General features: G+C 62.7%; 16 protein-coding genes. 14 read left to right on the top strand and 2 right to left on the bottom strand.

Going from position 1 to position 21,665, the window contains the following annotated elements; genetic code table 11:
• Window positions 1-40: 40 nt before the first annotated feature.
• The 3 genes from QCE49_RS18555 (at window position 41) to QCE49_RS18545 (ending at window position 3,266) form a co-directional block, all read left to right on the top strand.
• Window positions 41-2,152, top strand: a complete 2,112-nt coding sequence (locus QCE49_RS18555; RefSeq protein ID WP_175980295.1) for a phosphocholine-specific phospholipase C — start codon at window positions 41-43, stop codon at window positions 2,150-2,152.
• A gap of 331 nt (window positions 2,153-2,483) precedes the next feature.
• Window positions 2,484-2,930: an NUDIX domain-containing protein gene (locus QCE49_RS18550; RefSeq protein ID WP_051078963.1), complete on the top strand. Its 447-nt coding sequence runs from the start codon at window positions 2,484-2,486 to the stop codon at window positions 2,928-2,930.
• Window positions 2,931-3,137: 207 nt separating this feature from the next.
• A complete protein-coding gene (locus QCE49_RS18545; protein ID WP_275446092.1) occupies window positions 3,138-3,266 on the top strand; it encodes a hypothetical protein in 129 nt (42 codons plus the stop codon).
• An 11-nt stretch (window positions 3,267-3,277) separates the two neighbouring features.
• On the opposite strand, the gene QCE49_RS18540 is transcribed toward QCE49_RS18545, so the two are convergent.
• Window positions 3,278-3,607: a hypothetical protein gene (locus QCE49_RS18540; RefSeq protein WP_250457770.1), complete on the bottom strand. Its 330-nt coding sequence runs from the start codon at window positions 3,605-3,607 to the stop codon at window positions 3,278-3,280.
• 658 nt (window positions 3,608-4,265) lie between these two features.
• On the opposite strand from QCE49_RS18540, the gene QCE49_RS18535 reads away from it, so the two are divergent.
• From QCE49_RS18535 to asnB, 3 genes are all read left to right on the top strand, one after another.
• A complete protein-coding gene (locus tag QCE49_RS18535) occupies window positions 4,266-5,600 on the top strand; it encodes a hypothetical protein (protein WP_250457769.1) in 1,335 nt (444 codons plus the stop codon).
• 215 nt (window positions 5,601-5,815) lie between these two features.
• Window positions 5,816-6,949, top strand: coding sequence for a glycosyltransferase (locus tag QCE49_RS18530; protein WP_250457768.1), 1,134 nt, complete (start codon window positions 5,816-5,818; stop codon window positions 6,947-6,949).
• Between the two features lie 46 nt (window positions 6,950-6,995).
• On the top strand, window positions 6,996-9,017 hold the full coding sequence (gene asnB, locus QCE49_RS18525; protein ID WP_008346159.1) for an asparagine synthase (glutamine-hydrolyzing): 2,022 nt from the start codon (window positions 6,996-6,998) through the stop codon (window positions 9,015-9,017).
• A gap of 211 nt (window positions 9,018-9,228) precedes the next feature.
• Here asnB and QCE49_RS18520 read toward each other — a convergent pair whose 3' ends face one another.
• Window positions 9,229-10,362: a glycosyltransferase gene (locus QCE49_RS18520; protein WP_033536894.1), complete on the bottom strand. Its 1,134-nt coding sequence runs from the start codon at window positions 10,360-10,362 to the stop codon at window positions 9,229-9,231.
• Window positions 10,363-11,143: 781 nt separating this feature from the next.
• On the opposite strand from QCE49_RS18520, the gene QCE49_RS18515 reads away from it, so the two are divergent.
• The 8 genes from QCE49_RS18515 to QCE49_RS18480 all read left to right on the top strand — a co-directional run bounded on the left by QCE49_RS18515 (window position 11,144) and on the right by QCE49_RS18480 (window position 21,660).
• The gene (locus QCE49_RS18515) at window positions 11,144-13,384 is read left to right on the top strand and encodes a polysaccharide biosynthesis tyrosine autokinase (protein ID WP_033536895.1); all 2,241 of its coding nucleotides are present in this window, start codon (window positions 11,144-11,146) and stop codon (window positions 13,382-13,384) included.
• 94 nt (window positions 13,385-13,478) lie between these two features.
• A complete protein-coding gene (tviB, locus tag QCE49_RS18510; RefSeq protein WP_008346170.1) occupies window positions 13,479-14,756 on the top strand; it encodes a Vi polysaccharide biosynthesis UDP-N-acetylglucosamine C-6 dehydrogenase TviB in 1,278 nt (425 codons plus the stop codon).
• A gap of 116 nt (window positions 14,757-14,872) precedes the next feature.
• Window positions 14,873-16,084 (top strand): glycosyltransferase family 4 protein, encoded by a 1,212-nt coding sequence (locus tag QCE49_RS18505; RefSeq protein ID WP_008346171.1) that lies wholly within the window; start codon window positions 14,873-14,875, stop codon window positions 16,082-16,084.
• Window positions 16,077-17,147: an SDR family oxidoreductase gene (locus QCE49_RS18500; RefSeq protein WP_175980293.1), complete on the top strand. Its 1,071-nt coding sequence runs from the start codon at window positions 16,077-16,079 to the stop codon at window positions 17,145-17,147. Before QCE49_RS18505 ends, QCE49_RS18500 begins: the two co-directional genes overlap by 8 nt.
• On the top strand, window positions 17,144-18,310 hold the full coding sequence (locus tag QCE49_RS18495; RefSeq protein ID WP_008346175.1) for a glycosyltransferase family 4 protein: 1,167 nt from the start codon (window positions 17,144-17,146) through the stop codon (window positions 18,308-18,310). The genes QCE49_RS18500 and QCE49_RS18495 overlap by 4 nt, the downstream gene beginning before the upstream one ends.
• A gap of 13 nt (window positions 18,311-18,323) precedes the next feature.
• Window positions 18,324-19,487 carry a glycosyltransferase family 4 protein gene (locus tag QCE49_RS18490; protein WP_008346177.1) on the top strand — a complete coding sequence of 388 codons (1,164 nt, stop codon included), beginning with the start codon at window positions 18,324-18,326 and terminating at the stop codon, window positions 19,485-19,487.
• Window positions 19,487-20,506 (top strand): hypothetical protein, encoded by a 1,020-nt coding sequence (locus tag QCE49_RS18485; protein WP_008346179.1) that lies wholly within the window; start codon window positions 19,487-19,489, stop codon window positions 20,504-20,506. Before QCE49_RS18490 ends, QCE49_RS18485 begins: the two co-directional genes overlap by 1 nt.
• Before the next feature lie 47 nt (window positions 20,507-20,553).
• Window positions 20,554-21,660 carry an EpsG family protein gene (locus tag QCE49_RS18480; protein ID WP_235366307.1) on the top strand — a complete coding sequence of 369 codons (1,107 nt, stop codon included), beginning with the start codon at window positions 20,554-20,556 and terminating at the stop codon, window positions 21,658-21,660.
• The last annotated feature ends 5 nt before the right edge of the window (window positions 21,661-21,665 follow it).

Below are 21,665 nucleotides of genomic sequence, written 5' to 3'. Positions count from 1 at the left end.
CACGGTTGACTGACCCATCCATTTACTTCCCGCAAAACGAATGAAAAACACGAACCGTCGTGACTTTCTGCGCGCGGCCGCCCAGGCGGCAGGCGCGACCGCCGCACTGAACGTGATGCCGCTCGGCATTCGCCAGGCGCTCGCGATTCCCGCGAACAACCGTCATGGATCGATCGAGGACATCGAGCACATCGTCGTGCTGATGCAGGAGAACCGCTCGTTCGATCACTACTTCGGCACCATGCGCGGCGTGCGCGGCTTCGGCGACAAGACCGCCGTGACGCTGCCCAACGGCAAGCCGGTGTTCAATCAGCCGATCGCGTCCGGTGCGGGCGAAGTGCTGCCGTTCCACCCGGACGCCGCGAATCTCGGCCTGCAGTTCCTGCAGGATTTGCCGCACGGATGGACGGACGGGAAGGGCGCGTTCCACGACGGCCGCTATGACCAATGGGTGCCGTTCAAGGGCACGACGACGATGGCGTATCTGCAGCGCGACGACATCCCGTTCCACTATCAGCTCGCCGACGCCTTCACGATCTGCGACGCGTATCACTGCTCGACGAACACATCGACCGATCCGAACCGCTACTACATGTGGACGGGCTATGTCGGCAACGACGGCACCGGCGGCGGCCCGGTCGTCGATAACGCGGAAGCCGGCTACGGCTGGTCCACGTTCCCCGAAGTGCTGGAGCGCGCGGGCATCTCGTGGAAGATCTATCAGGACATCGGCACGGGGCTCGACGCGAAGAATTCGTGGGGCTGGACCGACGACGCGTACATCGGCAACTATGGCGACAATTCGCTGCTGTACTTCAAGCAGTATCAGAATGCGCAGCCCGGCAGTCCGCTGTATGAAAAGGCGCGTCGCGGCACGAACGCGGTCGCCGGCGACGACTACTTTTCGATCCTGAAGCGCGATGTGGCGGCGGGCACGCTGCCGCAAGTCTCGTGGATCGTCGCGCCCGAGGCGTTTTCCGAGCACCCGAACTGGCCCGCGAACTACGGCGCCTGGTATATCGATCAGGTGTTGCAGGTGCTGACGTCGAATCCGGATTTGTGGAGCAAAACGGCGCTGCTCATCAACTACGACGAAAACGACGGCTTCTTCGATCACCTCGTCCCGCCGTTTCCGCCGACGTCGAGCGCGAACGGTCTTTCGACGGTCGATACCAGCGCGGAGATCTTTCCGGGCAGCGCGAAATACGCGAGCGGCCCCTACGGCCTGGGCGCGCGCGTGCCGATGCTCGTCGTGTCGCCTTGGTCCAAAGGCGGCTGGGTATGCTCCGAAACCTTCGACCATACCTCGGTGATCCGCTTCATCCAGAAACGCTTCGGGCGCGCGCACAACCTCGCCGAGCCGAACATCTCGCCGTGGCGTCGCGCGATTTGCGGCGATCTGACGTCCGCGTTCGACTTCCGCAATCCGAATAGCGCGATGCCGACGCTGCCGGCGACGAGCGGCTACGTTCCGCCCGACAAGCAGCGCCATCCCGACTATGTGCCTGTCCCGCCCGCCGCGCAGGCGCTGCCGAAGCAGGAGTCCGGCGTGCGCGCCGCGCGCGCGTTGCCGTACGAGCTTTTCGTGCGCGCGCGCCCGGATGCGTCGAAGGACGCCGTCTCGTTCGACTTCGTCAACACCGGACGCGCGGGCGCGGTCTTTCTGCTGTATCGCAATGCGAGCGCGGATGCGCCTCGCACCTATACGGTCGAAGCGCGCAAGCGTCTCGCGGACAGCGTCGCGGCGAACGCGGACGGCAGCTTCGATTTCGTCGTGCACGGCCCGAACGGCTTTCTGCGGCGGATCGCGGGCAAGGCGAGCGCGCAGTCGCACTGGTGGTCGCGCGAGCAGGCCGCGCCGGATGTCGCCGAAGGCTACGACGTCGCCAACGGCAACCTGCAACTGCGGCTCGCGAACCGCGGAACCGCGGCATGCACCTTCAGCGTGAAGAATGCCTACGATCCGTCGAAGACGATCACGCGGCGCGTGCGGGGCGGCGACACGGAGCAGCTCTACGTCGATCTGCGCGACGCGCACGGCTGGTATGACATCGAAATCACGGTCGACACCGATTCCGCGTTCCTGCGCCGTCTCGCGGGTCACGTCGAAACCGGGCGCGACAGCATGAGCGATCCGGCGTTCGGCGCCTGACGCGATCGCGTCGAGCATTGCCGGCCGCGCGCATCGACCCGCGCGGCCGCGTCGACTTTTCCTCCGCCATCCGCCAGTCCAGCGGAACTCCGCAGCTCGAGTCCACTCCCAAAGTCTCGCAAAGGCGGGCATTTTTTGCCGGCCAGCCTCGTCGTGCAGCGCACATACGTGGGACATCACGCATTGCGAAGCGCGACAAAGCCTGTGAAGATCGAACGTGCACGTCAATTCACGCTCAGGTTCGACGCGACGGTGAAATCAAAATGGCACGCCGCGCGCCGTATCGCAGCATCGATCCAATAACGAATTGGGGTGCAACACGGAGACGGGGATGAGAGAACGAGCAACCGTGCTGCTGGTTCGTCGCCAGTCAGTGCTGCTGGTCCGGGAGCGTGGCGGACCGTGGCTTCTGCCGGGCGGAGCGGTGGCATACGACGAATTGACGATTGTTGCAGCGATCCGAGCGCTGCACGAAGACACCGGCGTCGAGGCGAGCGCTGCGGCGTTTCTGTTTCAGCAGGCGTCGGCGCATCATCTGCATCATGTTTTTCGCATTGCGATACCGGACGAGGTGCATCTGCGGCCGAAAGCCGGCGCGCGATTCCATGAGTTGCTGTGGATCGATGCGCCTCAACTCGCGCAAGTCAGTGCGACGCCTGGCACACGCGCGATCCTGACCCGCGCGATGGGCGGCAGCCGGGAGCCGGCGCGGCACGCGTGGAAAAACGGCGACGCCGATGCGGCCATGACGGCCGGCGCCGGCAGGCGCGGGCGCTGAAACGGGTCGCCGATCGGTCGCATCGAGGCTTTTTTCGTCTGCGCAAATCGCGAAGGCACCTGTTTCGCCACGAAATGAATACTTTTCCGGCGAACTTATGCCTATGCTAGCGTTGGGACGGTTGCCAGGCGCACCGGCGAGTATCGTCGGACGCGAGCGGCAGCTTGAGCAACGGAAGCATTCGCCCTTTGACTGGCGGAGGAAACCATGAAGCTCGTCAGCCTATTCGCCGGAACCGTCGGGTTCGTGGCGGTGGTCGGCCTTTCCTTATTGGCGGTAGCGGACATTCTCTTGACAACGTCCGACAAACCCGCGGAAAAAGAGGGGCTCGCGTGAAACGCGCTTTCTTACTTGCTGAAATGATCGGTTAATCGTCGGTCAAATAGGCGAGACGACTGGCGGCAAATCGGGAATATCGACGCGCGCATTCGAATGACGCGCTGTTGTCTTTCGAAATCCGCATCTCGACGTGTACTACGCTCTGCATCGGTCTCCGAATAAATCGCGCCGGCCTTCGCGTCGCAGCGGTCGATGCGCATCCCCGGCCCGCGCCGCACCATGCCGTTCGTCCGCCCGCGCGGCCGCGCTGCCCGGCGAGCGGTCCACGGAAAAGATGCGCTTTCACCCTTTTGTTCAGGGATTTGCGCGGGCCGCATCCGTCCGAAAATCATCCACATAGGTCCGTCACGCGGAAATTGGCCGATTTCCGATGTGATATAATCCGCGAATAAATCAAAATTTCATTCGGCCAAAACTTTCAGCGGCAGGTTTTATCTAATGCTTGATTCAACGCGTACGAGCGCGGAGGAAGCATGTCTGTAGGCGGTGTTATAGGCGCAATTGTTTTTTTCGCAATAATCGGCCTCGCTTTGCTGGCCGTGTTCGAAATTATCTTTTCGCCTTCTTCCAAACATAAGGCAGATGAAATGAGCAAGCCGGCTCATAAGCGGCCTACGTGGTATCGCAGGCGCGAGGTCGCCGTGCGCCGCGACGAGCCTTGATCCGCGACAAAATTTCCTGATCCGCCAACAAGTTAGGTCTCCCTCCGTATCGGCCCGTGGCCAGCGCCAGGCGTGCCGGCCATCGCACCGCGGAGCCATTCCGGCACAGCCGTTCAAAATCCCTCGCATTATTTAGCTGTCGCAACTGTGTGCGATAGCGCACCGCAGTCACGTTCCCCAGACTCTAGTCTTTCTTCGCCGGCATCATCATGAAATGTAGGTTCATCATTTCGAAAGCGCCGGAACACAACACATATAAAAGACAGTTAAGCGCTTAGCTAAAGATTTCAATTCTATCGACTGGCGAATCCGCTGCTGTCTGAGGGAAAAGAAAATGGCGCAACCCGCATATCCTTCCGTGCTTGAATGGTGGACGCGCATCGAGAAGCGGCTCTACGGCGACCCCGAAGAGACACCGCGACGCGCTCACGTTCGTGCTCCAATCACCGTCCTGTACGACGGCCACGAGAACATCGAGGCGCTGTGGAAAGCGCTGCTTCAGTGCCGAACGCCACATATCCAGGCCGTCTGGAAGTCCCCCGACTCCGGCGAAATGCGACTGCTCGCCGAGTCGTATGTCGCGATACCGGAGAAGCTTTTCTTCCTGAAGTCGTTGCAGACGAGCCTGCAGCGCGTCGCCGTTCTCGTCGACCGGGCGCAGAAGCGGCTCGACGCGAACCCGCCGCTGCGCGATCTTCCGCTCGTCAAGCCGAAGGCTCGGCCCGCGCGTCTGTCGGGTTTCACTTCGGCGTGCTTCGCGCTGCGCCATCTCGGCCGCAAAGTGCTGAATCAGCCGCTCAAGCTGCTGGTTCAGCGCGGACACTGGGTCCTGGCGTATCGGCGCACCGATGCCCCGTCCGCGGACGGCGACGAAAGCCGCAACTGGGTGACGCTTCCCGGCATGACGTCGCAGTTCCATGCCGATCCGTTCCTCTGGCGCGGCAAGAACGGCGACTATCACCTGTTCTTCGAAAGCCTGCCCTACGACACGAATCGCGGCACGATCAGCCATATCGCGTTCGATCCGACCACGCAGACTTGGCAAGAGACGCCGCGCGTCGTGCTCGACAAGAACTATCACCTGTCGTATCCGTTCCTCTTCGAGCATGAGGGCGAGGTCTTCATGATTCCGGAGACCTGTGGCAACCGCACGATCGAGATGTACCGCGCGGCGTCGTTCCCGACGGAATGGGTGCTGCACAAGGTGATCATGCGCGATGTCGTCGCCGCCGATACGACGCTCCATCACGACGGCAAGACATGGTGGATGTTCACGAGCATGACGGAGGACGGCGGATCGAACTGGGACGAACTGTCGATTTTCTATTCCGACAGCCCGTTCGGCGAATGGACCGCGCATCCGATGAACCCGGTCGTTTCCGACTGCCGCCTCGCGCGCATGGCGGGCAACCTGTTCAAGGACGGCCAGAACCGCCTGATTCGCCCCGCGCAGAATTGCGAGCGCGAATACGGCGCGGCGCTGACGTTCCGCGAGATCACCGAGCTCACGACGACGACCTATGCCGAGCGCACGGTGTCGGTTCGCACGCCGCCGCGCGGTCATCAGGGGTTGCATACGTGGAATGCGGTCGGCGGGATCACGGTCATCGATCTCAAGACGCAGCTTCGCAAATGGAATCCGTGGCGCGGTGCGATGAGGCGCGCCTGACGCCCGCAGGACGCGCGCGGACAGGAGAACCGGCGTGTGGCACGTCGCACAGTGCGTGCCACCGCGCCGGCTTACATTGATGACTCGCCGGAGCGTGCCCCGGCGAGGCAGCCCATCGTCATAAAACACACCCGTCAGCACAAGCATTGCCGCCAGCGACGCGCGCGTCGGTTGCCTGGAGACGGGCCCATCGTAGAAAAACGGCAGCCGGGACCATGAAGCTTCTCCATGTCATCGTTGCGCTCAATGCGGACGGCGCTGAACGTATGCTTCAGCGCCTCATCGAGTCGCACATCGAAGATCCGCGATTTCGTCACGTCGTCTGCTCGCTGACGACCACCGGCAAGATCGGCGAAGAACTCGCCGCGCGCGGCATCGACGTTCATAGCCTCGGCATGAAATCCCCGCTCGGCTTTCCGCGCGCGTTGATGCGCCTCGTGAAACTGATCCGCGAAGAACGCCCCGACATCATTCAGACGTGGATGTATCACGCCGACTTTCTCGGCGGGCTCGCCGGACGGATCGCGGCGCACAAGCGCATCGTCTGGGGCGTGCGCACCACCGATGTCCGATCGGGCGGCTCGCGCGTGACCGTGCTGCTGCGCAAGATCTGCGCGTGGCTGTCGTACTACGTGCCGCAGACGATCGTCTGCGCGGCCGAGGCGTCGCGCCGCGCGCATGTGTCGGTCGGCTACGACGCGAGCCGCATGATGGTCGTGCCGAACGGCTTCGACGTCGCGCGCCTGTGCGCCACGCCGGAGCAACGCAGCGCGATCCGCGAGCAATGCGGATTCGGCGAGCGCGACGTCGTCGTCGGCGTGCTCGGACGCTTTCATCCGGTGAAGGATCACCAGAATTTCGTGCGCGCGGCGGGCATGTTGGCCGCGCGTCATCCCGATGTGCGCTTCATGCTCGTCGGCCGCGATCTCGACGCGAATAATCGCGAGCTCGCGGACTGGATCGCGCAGACGGGATTCGCATCGCGCTTCGTGCTGCTCGGCGAGCGGCGCGACGTGCCCGCGTGCCTGTCGGCGATGGATGTGTTCTGCCTGTCGTCGCGCACCGAAGGATTTCCGAATGTCGTCGGCGAAGCGATGGCGATGGCGCTTCCGTGCGTCGTCACCGACGTGGGCGACGCGGCCATGCTCGTCGCGAATACGGGCGTGGTCGTCGAGAAGGAAAACAGCGACGCGCTCGCGGCGGGACTCGATCGCATCGTCGACATGAAACCCCACGAGCGCCTTCGTCTCGGTCAGATGGCGAAAGCGCGCATCCACGCCGAATTCACGATGATGCGCGCGCGCGAGCGTTTCGAAGATATCTACCTGCGGCTCGTCGAAGAGAAATGAGCATCGCATAAGCGCGGCCTATGGCCGGATCGTAAGGAGAACCAATATGTGCGGTATCGTCGGCTTTCTGGGTGGACGCGGCTTCGGCGCGGGCGACTCGAAGACAACGGTGCGGAAGATGGCGCTCGCCATCGCCTATCGCGGCCCCGACGACGCGGGCGACTGGACCGATGATTTGCGCGGCATCGCGCTGGGTCATCGGCGGCTGGCGATCATCGATCTGTCGTCGGCGGGACATCAGCCGATGGCGTCGGGCAGCGGGCGATATGTCATCGCGTTCAATGGCGAGATCTACAACCATCTCGATCTGCGCGACGAGCTCGAAGACACGCAACGCGCACCCGCGTGGCGCGGCAGCTCCGACACCGAGACGCTCGTCGCGGGCTTCGATGCGTGGGGCATCCAGGCGACGATAGAGCGCGCGGTCGGCATGTTCGCGTTCGCGGTGTGGGACCGGCAGGAATGCCAGCTCACGCTCGCGCGCGACCGGCTCGGCGAAAAGCCGCTCTACTACGGCTGGCAAGGGCAGGGCGAGGAAGCCGCGTTCCTGTTCGGCTCCGAGCTCAAAGGGCTGCGCGAGCATCCCGCGTTCGAGAACAACGTCGATCGCGGCGCGTTGACGCTGCAAATCCGCCACGGCTGCGTGCCGTCGCCGTATTCCATTTTCGAGGGCATCCGCAAGCTCGAACCGGGCAAGATGCTCACCGTCTCGCTCGAACGGCGCGAGCCGCGCGTGTGGTCGTACTGGTCGGGCGTCGATGCGGCGGTCAACGGATCCGCACGCGGTTTCGCGGGCAGCGCCGAAGACGCCGTCGATGAACTCGAGCATCTGCTCACGGACGCGATCCGTCAGCAGATGCTTTCCGACGTGCCCCTCGGCGCGTTTCTGTCGGGCGGCGTGGATTCGTCCACGATCGTCGCGCTGATGCAGAAGCAGTCGTCGCGTCCGGTGAAGACCTTCACCATCGGCTTCAACGAAAGCGATTTCGACGAAGCCAAGCTCGCGAAGGCCGTCTCCAGGCATCTCGGCACGGAGCACACCGAGATGTACGTGACGGCGCGCCAGGCGCTCGATGTGATCCCGCGTCTGCCGGAGCTATACGACGAACCGTTCGCTGATTCGTCGCAGGTGCCGACGTTCCTCGTCTCGCAACTCGCGCGGCAGCACGTCACGGTCTCGCTGTCCGGCGATGCCGGCGACGAGCTTTTCTGCGGCTATCAGCGTTACAAGACCGCGCCGGGCATGTGGGACAAGATGACGATGATGCCGGCGCCGTTGCGCAAGCTGGCGGCATCGGGCATAGCCGGAATCTCGCCGAAGCGCTGGAACAGCATGGCGGGCCTGATGGAGCCGATTCTGCCGTCGTCGCTGCGCGGCGTGAAGGTCGGCGACAAGCTGCACAAGGGCGCGGAACTGCTGTCGTGCCAGTCGCGCGACGAGGTGTATCTGCATCTCATGTCGCAATGGAACGACCCCGCCGCGCTCGTGATCGGCGGATACCAGCCGCCCACGCTGATGACCGGCAATGCGCCGGCCTTCACCGGCCTCGACGACGTGCAGCGCATGATGGCGCTCGACATGATTACCTATCTACCCGACGACATTCTCACGAAAGTCGATCGCGCCGCGATGGGCGTGTCGCTCGAAACGCGCGTGCCGTTCCTCGATCATCGCGTCGTGGAGTTCGCGTGGCGTCTGCCGCAATCGATGAAAGTGCGCGACGGACAGACCAAATGGGCGCTGCGCCAGGTGCTCTATCGCCATGTGCCGCGTGCGATGATCGAGCGCCCCAAGCAGGGCTTCGGCGTGCCGATCACGCACTGGCTGCGCGGCGAGCTGCGCGACTGGGCGGAGGCCTTGCTCGATGCGTCGCGGCTGCGTCGCGAGGGCTTCTTCGACGCCGCCACGGTGCGCGCGAAATGGCAGCAGCATCTGTCGGGCGAGCAGAACTGGCATCGTCAGTTGTGGAACGTGCTGATGTTCCAGCAGTGGCTCGAGCACCAGCAGGCATCGTCGATCCCGCTCTTCGCGTCGCACACGGCGGATCTCGCGAGCGTCGCAAGCTGATATCGAATGCGCCGCGCTCGACGCGGTTCGAATGACGAAGGCCTTGATCGGAAGCGATCAAGGCCTTTTTTTATGCGTCGATTGCACGCGCCTCACTGCTCAGGCTTCAGTGCATCGCTGCTTCACCGCTTGACTGCATCGCTAAAACTAAAAGGCCCCGGTCGATTCGACCGGGGCCTTTCGTGATTACGTTCCTACGAACTGCTCAGGATCACTTGTGATGTGTCGTCTGCTCGGCAACCGCGCTGGCAACGACGCTGCGCCGCTGACTGCCGAGGAGCCATCGCGGCGTCTTGAACCGCACGATCGCCGTGTAGAGCCAGACGTACGCCACCGCGAACACGACCGCCGTCACCGCGAGCACCACCGGGTTGTGCCAGAAGAGCGACGCGGGCACGATGCCGATCATGCTCAGCACCCACAGATACGGCGACGTGCGCGCGTTTCTGCGCTGACGCTGACGCGGGTCCGTTCCTTTGCGCACGACTCGCTTGAAGATGAGCGTGTGCAGATGGATGCCGTCGGGCGCGCCGACCGGACGCCCGCGCACGATCCGGCGGCGGTAGATCGAGAAGAGCGTTTCGAAAAGCGGATAAATCGCGACGACCATTGCATACCACGCACAGACGTTCGGATGCCGCGCGACCAGCAGCACGAGCAATTCGGCGATCGTGAAGCCGATGAAATACGCACCGCCGTCACCGAGAAAAATCGACGCAGCCGGATAGTTCCAGATCGCGAAGCCGCCGATCGCGCCGATCATCGTGAGCGCGGTGCTCATCACGAGCAGATCGCCGACTTCATGCGCGACATAGCCGATCGAACCGAAGATCAGAATCGCCACGACGGCGGCGAGTCCGTTGAAACCGTCGATGATATTGACCGCGTTGGTGAGGCCGGCGACCGCGAGCACGGTGAGTCCGATCGCAATGGGCGTGACGGCGAGGATCGGATCGACGAGCGGCAGATCCACACGGCCGACGACGCCGTTGAGAATGAACGCGCCGAGCAGCGCGGCCAGCATCGCGCTCAGGAGCCGCGCCCGCACGCTCACGCGCTTGGTCAGGTCTTCGATCACGCCGCTTCCGAATGCGGGCGCTGCGCAAAGCAGCAGCAAAAGGGACTCGTCGCGCGGATTGCCGCCGAAGATCGCGGCGATGGGAAACGTCACGCAGGCCGCGACCATCAATGCGATGCCGCCGACCCGCGGAACCGGATGAGAATGGTTCTTTTGAACCCCGTTCAAATCATGATCCAGGGAAAGCGCCCCGTAGCGTCCCGCGAATCGAACTATAAGTAGCGTCATGCAGAAAGAACTGATGAAGCCAAGCGCAAGGTTTAACATTTTTTTCACTCACGAAGAGGGCGCATCTCTTTTCGAATATCAATACCCGAAAGCCTATGGTAGGTACAACCCCTGCCATTGTCCACGCATTTATGGCGCTTTAATGTGTGAAACCGAGCCTACTGCGATTTTATTGGGGCTTCCCCCGATTATTCATACAAACCCGAAATTAATAGCGCGTTAAAACACGGATTTCATATAAAGGACTTAATGCGCGCTTTTGAAATTCGCGCCTTGTCCGTACGCAAGCCCACCTTCGCGCGCATATTCTTGTCAGGGCCGGTACGTTTTTCCCTGCGTTAGAGCCCAGCGGGCCGGCGCTGCCGGCACAACAGGCCCGACGAGCCCGTCCCGGGAGGCGAAAAAATGTCCGCAAATCGAACCCAGGCTAAACCGGTTTTCTTCATAGAATTAGCAGTTCGATTAATAGCGATTATATGTGCGGTGCCGCGCATACAACAAGGCGGCCTATGCTACTTTTCGATTTGCTCAAATGGCCCGCATACTCGTTAAATTCTTAAAAGCGGGAAAGCGAACACTCGGTCGCTCTGAAAGGTTCGATAAACAACAAAAATCGTCTGTGGGAATTTCTCTTTTTTTGGGTCGTGTGTTTCAATACGACTGCAATGCCGGGGCGGGATTTTAACGGCCCTGAATGCAGGCCTGAATTCAAGAATAAGGAAATGATGTTTGCGCCCTTAGGGGTGCGCCGCAGGTGTTTCGATCCGCATCCGGTGCGCTTGCCGCGCCGGTCCCATAAGAGCCTGTAACGAGACGTTCTATGAAAGTTAAAAATCAGGCGTCAGCCGTAATGGCCGAGAGCGAGAAAGAGATCGAGCTAACGTCGATTCTCGAAACGCTGGGCCGTCACTGGAAGATGATCGCGGCGACCGTGGCGGTCGTCTTCAGCATCGGGGTGGTGTACGCGTATTTCTCGGCCCCGATTTATCAGGCCGGCATGCTCGTCAGAGTCGACGACTCGAGCAATGGACAGCCGGCCGACTCACGCGACATGGTTCGGACCGCGGCCACGCTGTTCGATCAGCGTGCGACGGCCGAAGGCGAGATCCAGGTCATCGGATCGAAGTTCGTGCTCGGTCCCGTCGTCGATGCGCTCAAGCTGTACATCCAGGCAGCGCCGCATCGCTTCCCGATCATCGGGGGCATGGTCGCCCGCATGAACGATGAAACGTCGACTCCCGGTCTCTTCGGCCGCGGCGGTTACGCATGGGGCGCCGAATCGATCGACGTGTCCGCGTTCGACGTGCCGAAGAAATACGAAGGCAAGGAATACACGCTGCGCTATCTCGGCAACGGCCAGTATCAGGTGCGCGGCCCGGGCGTCGAAACGGGCGTCGGCGGCCAGGTCGGCAGCGTGCAGCGTTTCGACACCGACGCCGGTCCCATCTCGCTGCTCGTGGGCTTCATCCACGGCGAGAAGGGCGTCGAATTCGATCTGACGCGTAACTCGCGCGTGTCCGCCATCGATCGTCTGCAGAATTCGCTGGCGATCGCCGAGCAGGGCAACAAGTCGGGCGTCATCAGCACGACACTGGAAGGCAAGGACCCGGTGCTCGTGGCGGCGACGATCAACGAACTGTCGCGCATGTACGTGAAGCAGAACGCCGATCGTCGCGGGATCAACGCCGAGAAGTCGCTCGAATATCTCGAGCAGCAGCTTCCCGACGCCAAGCGTCAGATGGAAACGGCCGAAGACAACTACAACGCGTATCGCAACAGCCGCACGCTGTTCAATCCGGACGAAGAAGGCCGCATCGTGATGCAGCAGGCTTCGCAAGCGGATGCGCAGTTGCTCGACCTGAAGCGCCGTCGCGCCGACCTGGCCGTGCACTTCTCGCCCTCGCACCCGAGCGTGGTGGTGATCGACCAGCAGATCGCGGCGACCGAGAAGTACATCAACGACCTGGCAGCGCGCGTCAAGGCGATGCCGCAGGCCGAGCAGGGCGCGCTTCGTTTGCAACGCGACGTGCGCATGAGCACCGACGTCTATTCGGCATTGCGCAACAACATTGAAACGATGCGCCTCATCAAAGCCGGCCGCACGCCGACGGTGGAGCTGCTCGACCACGCCGAAGTGCCCGAGCGTCCCGTCAAGCCGGTCAAGGCGCTGGTGCTCGTGATCGCGGCTGGTATCGGTCTGTTCCTCGGCATCGTGATGGCGTTCGCTCGCGACTTCCTGTTCAAGGGCGTGCTCGATCCGAAGGAACTGGAATCGAAGACGGGTCTTTCGGTATTCGCGACGATTCCGGACAGCGAGCGTCAGAAGGAACTCGCGAAGCGCATCGCCGAGAAGAAGCCGGAACAGCTCGCGCTCGCCTCGCGTTACCCGACCGATCCGGCTGTGGAAGGCCTGCGCATGATGCGCTCGTCCCTGCAGTACGCCTTGATGGATGCGCCGAACAACGTCGTGATGCTCGCGGGTCCGCTGCCCGGCATCGGCAAGTCGTTCGTCTCCGCGAACCTGGCGACGCTGCTCGCCGCCGGCGGCAAGCGCGTGCTGCTCGTCGACTGCGACCTGCGCCGTGGCCACCTGAACCAGTACTTCGGCCTGCCGCGCGGCAAGGGTCTCGTGGATGTCGTGAACGGTTCGGCCACGCTCGAAGAGACCGTGCATCGCTCGGTGCTGAACAATCTCGACTTCGTCCAGTGCGGCTTCTATCCGCCGGACCCGGCCGAGCTGCTTTTGTCGGACGCATTCACGGAATCGGTGAATCGCGCATCGGCGGAATACGACATCGTGCTGCTCGACGCACCGGCCATTCTGGCGGTGTCCGACACGGCGATCATGGCGCCCGTCGCGGGCTCGATCTTCCTGGTTGCGCGTTATGGGGATACGCGTTCCGGGGAAATCTCGGAGTCCGTGAAGCGGCTCGAACAATCGGGCGCAAGCGTCACCGGCGTGTTGCTCAACGGCTTCAAGGTGCACTACGGCAACTATGCCCAGGCGCGCCAGTACGGCGGCTACGCCTACGCTGCCTACAAGGCCGACAAGGAAGACTAGAGACTGACTCATCCGGCATTTGCTTCAGCTGGACCCCGAATCGAACAGCAGTACTAAATAAACGTCCTGAGTTGCATAACGAGGAGAAGTGAATATGTTCTCGCCGCAAGAGTTGAAACTCGGCATTGTCGGATTGGGCTACGTTGGCCTGCCGCTCGCCGTCGAATTTGGCAAGCGCCATCCCGTCGTGGGCTTCGATATCAATCGTGCGCGCATCAACGCGCTGCGCGAAGGGCGCGATGTCACGCTCGAAGTCGACGATGCCGAGCTGGCTTCCGCGACCTTCATGCAGTACAGCGCCGATGTAGAAGACCTGCGCAGCTGCACCGTGTTCATCGCGACCGTGCCGACACCGATCGATCACTACAAGCGTCCGGACCTGTCGCCGCTGATCGGCGCATCGACGACCATCGGCAGCGTGCTCAAGAAGGGCGACGTCGTCATCTATGAATCGACGGTTTATCCCGGCGCGACCGAAGAAGAGTGCGTCCCGGTGCTCGAAAAGATGTCGGGCCTGAAGTTCAACGAAGACTTCTTCGTCGGCTACAGCCCCGAGCGCATCAACCCGGGCGACAAGTCGCACCGCCTGCCGGACATCAAGAAGGTCACGTCCGGCTCGACGCCCGAAGTGGCCGATTTCGTCGACGAGCTCTATCGCGGCATCATCACGGCCGGCACGCACAAGGCGAGCAGCATCCGCGTCGCCGAAGCGGCCAAGGTTATCGAAAACACGCAGCGCGACGTGAACATTGCGCTGATCAATGAACTGTCGATCATCTTCAACAAGATGAACATCGACACCGAATCCGTGCTGCTCGCGGCCGGCACGAAATGGAACTTCATCCCGTTCCGCCCGGGCCTCGTCGGCGGCCACTGCATTGGCGTGGATCCGTATTACCTGACGCACAAGGCGCAGGCGATCGGCTATCACCCGGAGATCATCCTCGCCGGGCGCCGCCTGAACGACAGCATGGGCAACTATGTCGTCTCGCAGCTCGTGAAGACGATGACCAAGCGCGACATCGCCATTTCGGGTGCGCGCGTGCTCATCATGGGTCTCACGTTCAAGGAGAACTGCCCGGACCTGCGCAACACGCGCGTGGTCGACATCATCGCCGATCTCAAGGAGTACGGCGTCCAGGTCGACGTGTACGACCCGTGGGTCTCGAAGGAAGAGGCGCATCACGAGTACGGCATCGATCCGATCGATCAGCCGGCCAAGGGCGTCTACGATGCGGTCGTGCTCGCGGTGGCGCACAAGCAGTTCGCCGATGAAGGCGCGGAAGGCATTCACGCCTACGGCAAGTCGCAGCACGTGCTGTGCGACCTCAAGTACGTTCTGCCGCCCGAGGCGAGCGACATGCGTCTCTGAGGTTCGGTGGCATCGGCATTGACCGGTGCAGGCCGTCGCACAACATCGCCGCGGTTCGGCTCCCGGAATTTCGGGGGTTGCCCGCGGCGATGTCAACCGGACGTTCGGAGTTCGCAATGAAGATGCCCAAGGTAGTTCTGTACGCCAACACCGATTGGTATCTGTTTAATTTCCGGCTTTCGTTCGCTCGCAAACTGCGCGACGCGGGTTTCGAAGTCATTCTGTTGTCACCCGACGGCGAATACGGCCCGAAGCTGCGCGATCAGGGTTTTCGCTGGCATGCGGTGCCGATGAACCGGCGCAGTCTGAATCCGCTGCGCGAACTGGCGCTCGTGCTCTGGCTCGCGCGCTTCTTCCAGCGCGAAAAGCCGCAACTGGTGCACGGCTTCACGATCAAGAGCGCGGTGTACGGCTCGTTCGCGAGCAAGCTCGCAGGCGTGCCGGCGCGCGTGAACGCGGTCGCGGGGATGGGCTACGTCTTCACGAGCCGCGATCTGAAAGCGCGTATCTTGAAGCCGGTCGTGCGCACGGTGATGCGCTCGGCGCTGAACGGCCGCGACAGCATTCTCGTCCTGCAGAATCCGGACGACATCAAGCTGTTCGAAGCCGCGCGCATCGTCGAGAAGCAGTCGATTCGTCTGATCAAGGGATCGGGCGTCGATCTGACGCGCTTCAAGGTGCGCGAGGCGTCGCCGGACGATGCGGCCAAGCCGCTGCGCATTCTGCTGGCGGCGCGGCTCGTGTGGGACAAGGGCATCGAAGAATATGTGGAGGCGGCGCGCATGCTGCGCCGCGAGAATCGCACCGTGCGCTTCCTGCTCGCGGGTTCGCCCGACGACGGCAACCCGGCATCGGTGAGCACGGCGATGGTGCAGGGCTGGGTGAAGGAAGGGCTCGTCGAATGGCTCGGTCATGTGAGCGATATGCCGAAGCTCTTCACGGAAGTGGATGTGATGGTGCTGCCGAGCTATCGCGAAGGCTTGCCGAAAGCGCTGATCGAAGCCGCGGGCTGCGCGCTGCCGCTCATCACGACGGACGCGCCGGGCTGCCGCGAAGTGGTCAGCGAGTCGGGCGTGGATGGTTTGCAAGTGCCGGTGCGCGATGCACGCGCGCTCGCCGATGCGATCCGCCAGCTCGACGACGACCGCGCGCTCGCGAGAAAGCTGGGCCTCGCCGCGCGCGAGAAGGCACTGAAGAATTTCGACGAACGCATCGTCATCGAGAAGACGCTCGCCGTGTATCGCGAGCTGGTTCCCTCGATCGCGATCGAAGACGAGCGCCGCGAACACGCCGCGCCCGTCGGCAAATTTGGAGACTTTCATGTCTGATCGTTACGAATCGATCCGTCAACAACTGACGCGCACGCCGCAGAAGTGGCTCATTACCGGCGTCGCCGGGTTCATCGGCTCGAATCTGCTCGAAGCGCTGCTGAAGCTCGACCAGGACGTCGTCGGGCTCGACAACTTCGCGACCGGGCATCAACGCAATCTCGATGAAGTGCGCTCGCTCGTGACGCCCGCGCAATGGGCGCGCTTTCGCTTCATCGAAGGCGATATCCGCAATATCGACGATTGCCGCACCGCGGTGACAGGCGTCGCGCACGTTCTGCACGAAGCGGCGCTCGGCTCGGTGCCGCGCTCCGTGAACGATCCGATCACGACGCACGAAGTCAACATCAGCGGCTTTCTGAACATGCTCGTCGCCGCGCGCGACGCGAAAGTCGAGAGCTTCACTTACGCCGCGTCGAGCTCGACGTATGGCGACCATCCGGGCCTGCCGAAAGTCGAGGATCGCATCGGCCAGCCGCTTTCGCCGTATGCGGTGACGAAGTACGCCAACGAGCTGTACGCTTCGGTCTTTGCGCGCACGTACGGGTTGAACGCCATCGGTCTGCGTTACTTCAACGTGTTCGGCAAGCGCCAGGATCCGGACGGCGCGTATGCGGCCGTGATCCCGAAGTGGACGGCCGCGCTCATCGACGACGAACAGGTGACGATCAACGGTGACGGCGAAACGAGCCGCGATTTCTGCTTCATCGACAACGTGGTGCAGATGAACATCCTCGCTGCGCTCTCCGAGCCGCAAGCGCGCAATCAGGTCTACAACGTCGCGGTCGGCGATCGCACGACGCTCAATCAGCTCTATGACGGCTTGAAGCGCGTGCTCGCGGACAACGGCGTCATCAACGAAGGCAGCCCGGTGTATGCGCCGTTCCGCGCGGGCGATGTGCGTCATTCGCAAGCGAACGTCGATAAGGCCGCGCAACTGCTCGGCTATGCGAGCGCCATTCCGCTCGCCGACGGACTCGCGATCGCGATGCCGTGGTACATCCGCTTTCTGTCGCAGCGCCGCGTGCCGGTCGAAGCCGAACTCGCGACGAGGCCCGCATGAAAATAGTCGTTTTCATCTACTCGATGCACGGCGGCGGCGCTGAACGCGTCACTGCCAATCTCGCGAACGAGTGGGCGGCGCTCGGCTGGGAAGTGACCGTCGTCACGCTGACAGCCGGTGAAGGCGATGTCTATCCGTTTCATCCGGGCGTGAAGCGCCTCGAGCTGGGGCTCGCGGGCGGCGTCGAGGGCGGCGGCTTCGTGCGTACGCTGATGTCGAACGCGAAGCGCGTGCTCGCGTTCCGCAAGGTGTTGCGCGAGACGAAGCCTACTGTCGCGCTCGGCGTCATGGCGACGGCCAACGTGCTCGCCGTGCTTGCGGGCATCGGGCTGCCGTACAAGATCATCGCGAGCGAGCACACGCATCCGCCGCGCGCGCCGCTCACGCCGTTCTGGGAGCGTCTGCGGCTCTTGACGTATCGCTTCGCGGACAAGGTCGTCGCGCTCACCGACGAAACCCGCGACTGGATCGAAACGCATTGCCGCGCGACAGACGTCAAGGTGATTCCGCCGCCGTTCACGCTGCCTATCGCGCGAACGAATCCGATCATCGAGCCGAAAAGCGTCGTGAAGGACGGGCGCAAGTTGTTGCTCGCGGTCGGACGGCTATCACCCGAAAAAGGTTTCGACAGCCTCATCGATGCGTTCAGGAAGATTGCCGGCGCGCTGCCGCAATGGGATCTGGTGATCGTCGGCGAAGGGCTTGCGCGTGCGAGTCTCGAACGCCGTGTCGAAGAGGCGAAGCTGCGCGGCCGCGTGTTTCTGCCTGGCCGCGCGGGCAACGTCGCGGACTGGTACGAGCGCGCCGATCTCTACGTGCTGAGTTCGCACTTCGAGGGCTTCTCGATGACGCTCGTCGAAGCGATGGCGAGCGGCTGCGCGGCCGTGAGCTACGACTGCGATTCGGGTCCGCGCGTGATCGTCACGCACGGCATGAACGGCCTGCTCGTGAACCCGGTCGGCGATGCGAGCGCGCTCGCGAAGTCGCTCGAATCGCTGATGAAGGACGACGCAGAACGTCATCGCATGGCGCTGTGCGCGACGTCGGTCAACGACACGTTCGCGTTGTCGAAGACCATCGCGCTGTGGCAGGAAGTGTTCGAAGAGTCGGGCGTGAAGGTGCCGCGTCGCGCGGAACTCCACGTACCCGCAGCCGGACGATGAGGAGCCACGACCGATGAAGATCATGCTCGTGGTCAGTTCGATGGGAAGCGGCGGCGCGGAGCGCGTCGCGGCCTCGCTCGTCAATGCGTGGGCGCAACGCGGCGATACGGTGACGCTCGTCATCACGTATAGCGGCCGTGGCGCGTGCTTTTATCCGCTCGCGCCGAACGTGCGCTGCGTCTTCCTCGCCGATCGCGTGAAGGCCGGCGCGCGCATGCTGCAATATCCCGCGCGCTTTCGCGCGCTGCGTGCGCTGATCCGCGAAAGCGCGCCCGATGTGGTCGTGTCGTTCCTCTCGAACGTGAACATCACGACGATTCTCGCGACGCGCGGCCTCGGCATTCCGGTGATCGCGAGCGAGCACATCGATCCGTCCGCCGACGGCCGTTCGCAGCTCATGAGCCAGATGTGCCGCTTCGTTTATCCGAGCGCGGACCTGCTCACGCTGCTCACGGACAACATGGAGGCATCGTTCAGGAAGATGGTGCCGCGCGTGAAGCGCATCGAAGTGGTGCCCAATCCGCTGCCGGACGAGTTGTTGCTGTTGCAGCCCGAAACCATCGAGAAGAGCGCGCGCAAGCGGCTCGTCGCGGTCGGGCGTCTCAACACGCAAAAACAGTTCGATCTGCTGATCGATGTATTCGCGACGCTCGCGCCCGAGTTTCCGGACTGGGATCTGTGGATCTGGGGCGAAGGCCCGGAGCGCGCGGTGCTCGAAGCGCAGGTCGCGCAACTGAAGATGAACGAGCGCGTGCTGATGCCCGGCAAGACGACGACGCCTTGGGAAGAGATGGCGCGCTCGGATGCGTTCGTGCTGTCGTCGCGCTACGAAGGTCTGCCGATGGCGATGCTCGAAGGCATGGCGCTCGGCCTCGCGACGGTCGCGTTCGACTGCAAGAGCGGCCCGCGCGAACTCACGCGCGACGGCCAGGACGGTCTGCTCGTGCCTGCCGGCGACAAGGCCGCTCTGATCGATGCGCTGCGCCGCGTGATGTCGGACGAAGCGTTGCGCGCCGAGCTCGGACGCAAGGCGGCGGCATCGGTACGGCAGCGTTATTCGTCGCCGGCGATCCTGCGTCAGTGGGACGCGATCTTCGCGCAACTCGGCGCACGCTCGCGCGGCGGCGAAGGCAAGAGCACGGCTTATGCGCGTGCGGTGACGGGAGAGAAAGCGTAATGGTCGACCGGCGACAAGTGATCCGCTCGCTGCTGATGGGCGCCGTCGCCAGTGGAGCGGGCGTCGCCGGCTTCGACGCGCGCGCGGCGCAGAAACGCGATGTCGTCACCGACAAGTCGTTCGGCGTGAAGGGCGACGGCAAGACGAACGATCGCATCGCGCTGCAGCGGGCCATCGATCAATCCGTCGATTCGACCTTGCTCATCACGGGCAAGTGCCGTATCGACGACAAAGGGCTCGACCTGCGGCGCGATAGTCACCTGCGCTTCGCACCGGGCGCGTCGATCAAGCTGCTGCCGCACGATACGTCGTTCTATTCGATCTTCCGCATCTGGGACGTGAGCAACGTGCTCGTCGAGAACGCGGTGCTCGACGGTAGCAAGGAGCTTAACGCCGCGAAACCGGCGCTGCGTGAAAACGGTCACGGCATGGGCTTTTCGATTGCGGGAAGCACGGAGGTGACGCTCATCTCGCCGAAGACGATCGGCTGCTGGGGCGATGGCATCTATATCGCCAACAGCTACAACGTCGCGTTTAAGTACAGCAGCGGTATTCGCGTGGTGAATCATCATGCGGACCGCTGCCGCAGACAAGGCGTGTCGATCATCAGCGGACGCAACATCGTGTTCGAGAATCCGCTGTGGGAGAACATCGGCGGCACGCAGCCGGAAGCGGGGCTCGACGCGGAGCCGAACAGCAACGCCGATATTCTCGAGAACATTCGCATCGTCAATCCGACGACGCGCAATTGCCGGTACGGGATCATCGTCTGGCTGGAGGAGATCGTCGGGCCGATGCCCAAGCATGTCGATATCGGCATCACGAATCATCGCGACGAAGGCGCGAGCGATGCCGCGTTCGCCGTGTCATCGCTCAAGCTGAATGGGCGCAAGGTGTCCGGGCAGATCGCGAGTCATTCGCCGACATGGGTGAGTCCGAAGATGTCGACAGTGGAAAGCATCGATTACGACAAGGCGGGACCGAAGATCATCGTCACCAACCTGAGGCTCGTGCCATGAAAGCCGCGCCCACACACAATAACTAAAGCGGAAAAAAGGCCAATACGATGCAAGCAACGACAATGAACAATACGGCGCAGCAAAGCGCACAGAGCGCGCAGAGCGAACCGATACGACGCATGACCGGATTCGCGTACTTCATGACGCCATCCGGCTGGGCGTTCCTTGTGCTCGCGGCCACGGCGCTCTCGATCGTCGCGTTCCGCGAGCGCAGCGTCGGCCTGATCTTCGACCAGGAAGCGTACATCCAGTACTTCCGCTCGACCGACTGGCACTGGCTCGTGCAGTTCTATCAGAACCGCGAGTCGGATATGGGCTTTCTCATCAGCCTTATCACGGAAGAGCTGGGCTGGCGCTCGTGGGTCATCCTCCTCAATGCGTTCGGCGTGTCGCCCGAAGGCGGCATCCGCATTACGGTGGTGCTGCTTAACCTGGTCGTGATGTATTCGCTGTTGCAGACGCGCAGGCCGCTCATCGGTCTCGTTCTGTGGCTCGTGATTCCGTATGCGCTCGCTACGGTCGGTCTGTTCCAGATCCGCCAGGGCTTCGGTCTGGCCATCGCGATGCTCTTCGCGCTGCGCTTCAATAAGCCGACCATCGGCATGGGGCTCGCGAGCTTCGTGCACACGACCTTCGCGGTGCCTACAGCGTTCCTGATGACCGCCGGTTTCATCGGCGAGCAAAGGAAAGCGCGCGCGCTCGTCGCGGTGAGCGTGGTGGCGATCGTGCTTGCGTCGGCGGCGAAGTTTCTGTTTGCGACCTACGGCGGCCGTCGTATCGACGAGTACTCGGGCTATCAGGAAAACTTCACGATCAAGCTGCTGTCGCTGCTGCTGTTCTACACGATGGCATCGGTCATGGTGCTCTACTCGACGTGGCGCGCGCAGGATACGCAGCGTCAGCGCGCATTCACGCGGCTGTCGATCATGCATGTCGGACTCTTCGTGTATCTCGTCGTTGCGTTCTTCGTGTTTCCGTTCGCGAAGGGCCGCGTCTGGTATTGCGTGCCGCTGCTGCTGCCGTTCCTCGCGCCCGAGATCAAGTTCAAGAACGCGATGGTTCTGGTCATCACCTTCGGCGTGTTCGTGGCCGTCGCAGCCGACGCCACGAAGAGTTATTTCGAAGGCGTCTATCACTACTTCCTGATGCCCTGACGACG

Source organism: Caballeronia sp. LZ008 (assembly GCF_031451435.1).
Classification (GTDB): Bacteria; Pseudomonadota; Gammaproteobacteria; order Burkholderiales; family Burkholderiaceae; genus Caballeronia; species Caballeronia zhejiangensis.
The sequence above is the reverse complement of the archived record's forward strand: the minus strand, read 5'-3'. Positions and strand labels throughout refer to the sequence as shown.

Coding starts and splice junctions, on each gene's coding strand:
- QCE49_RS18495 (WP_008346175.1), top strand. CDS start 17,144: ATGAAAATAGTCGTTTTCATCTACTCGATGCACGGCGGCGGCGCTGAA.
- QCE49_RS18490 (WP_008346177.1), top strand. CDS start 18,324: ATGAAGATCATGCTCGTGGTCAGTTCGATGGGAAGCGGCGGCGCGGAG.
- QCE49_RS18505 (WP_008346171.1), top strand. CDS start 14,873: ATGAAGATGCCCAAGGTAGTTCTGTACGCCAACACCGATTGGTATCTG.
- tviB (WP_008346170.1), top strand. CDS start 13,479: ATGTTCTCGCCGCAAGAGTTGAAACTCGGCATTGTCGGATTGGGCTAC.
- QCE49_RS18480 (WP_235366307.1), top strand. CDS start 20,554: ATGCAAGCAACGACAATGAACAATACGGCGCAGCAAAGCGCACAGAGC.
- QCE49_RS18485 (WP_008346179.1), top strand. CDS start 19,487: ATGGTCGACCGGCGACAAGTGATCCGCTCGCTGCTGATGGGCGCCGTC.
- QCE49_RS18555 (WP_175980295.1), top strand. CDS start 41: ATGAAAAACACGAACCGTCGTGACTTTCTGCGCGCGGCCGCCCAGGCG.
- QCE49_RS18535 (WP_250457769.1), top strand. CDS start 4,266: ATGGCGCAACCCGCATATCCTTCCGTGCTTGAATGGTGGACGCGCATC.
- QCE49_RS18540 (WP_250457770.1), bottom strand. CDS start 3,607: ATGTGGATGATTTTCGGACGGATGCGGCCCGCGCAAATCCCTGAACAA.
- QCE49_RS18520 (WP_033536894.1), bottom strand. CDS start 10,362: ATGTTAAACCTTGCGCTTGGCTTCATCAGTTCTTTCTGCATGACGCTA.
- asnB (WP_008346159.1), top strand. CDS start 6,996: ATGTGCGGTATCGTCGGCTTTCTGGGTGGACGCGGCTTCGGCGCGGGC.
- QCE49_RS18515 (WP_033536895.1), top strand. CDS start 11,144: ATGAAAGTTAAAAATCAGGCGTCAGCCGTAATGGCCGAGAGCGAGAAA.
- QCE49_RS18550 (WP_051078963.1), top strand. CDS start 2,484: ATGAGAGAACGAGCAACCGTGCTGCTGGTTCGTCGCCAGTCAGTGCTG.
- QCE49_RS18545 (WP_275446092.1), top strand. CDS start 3,138: ATGAAGCTCGTCAGCCTATTCGCCGGAACCGTCGGGTTCGTGGCGGTG.
- QCE49_RS18500 (WP_175980293.1), top strand. CDS start 16,077: ATGTCTGATCGTTACGAATCGATCCGTCAACAACTGACGCGCACGCCG.
- QCE49_RS18530 (WP_250457768.1), top strand. CDS start 5,816: ATGAAGCTTCTCCATGTCATCGTTGCGCTCAATGCGGACGGCGCTGAA.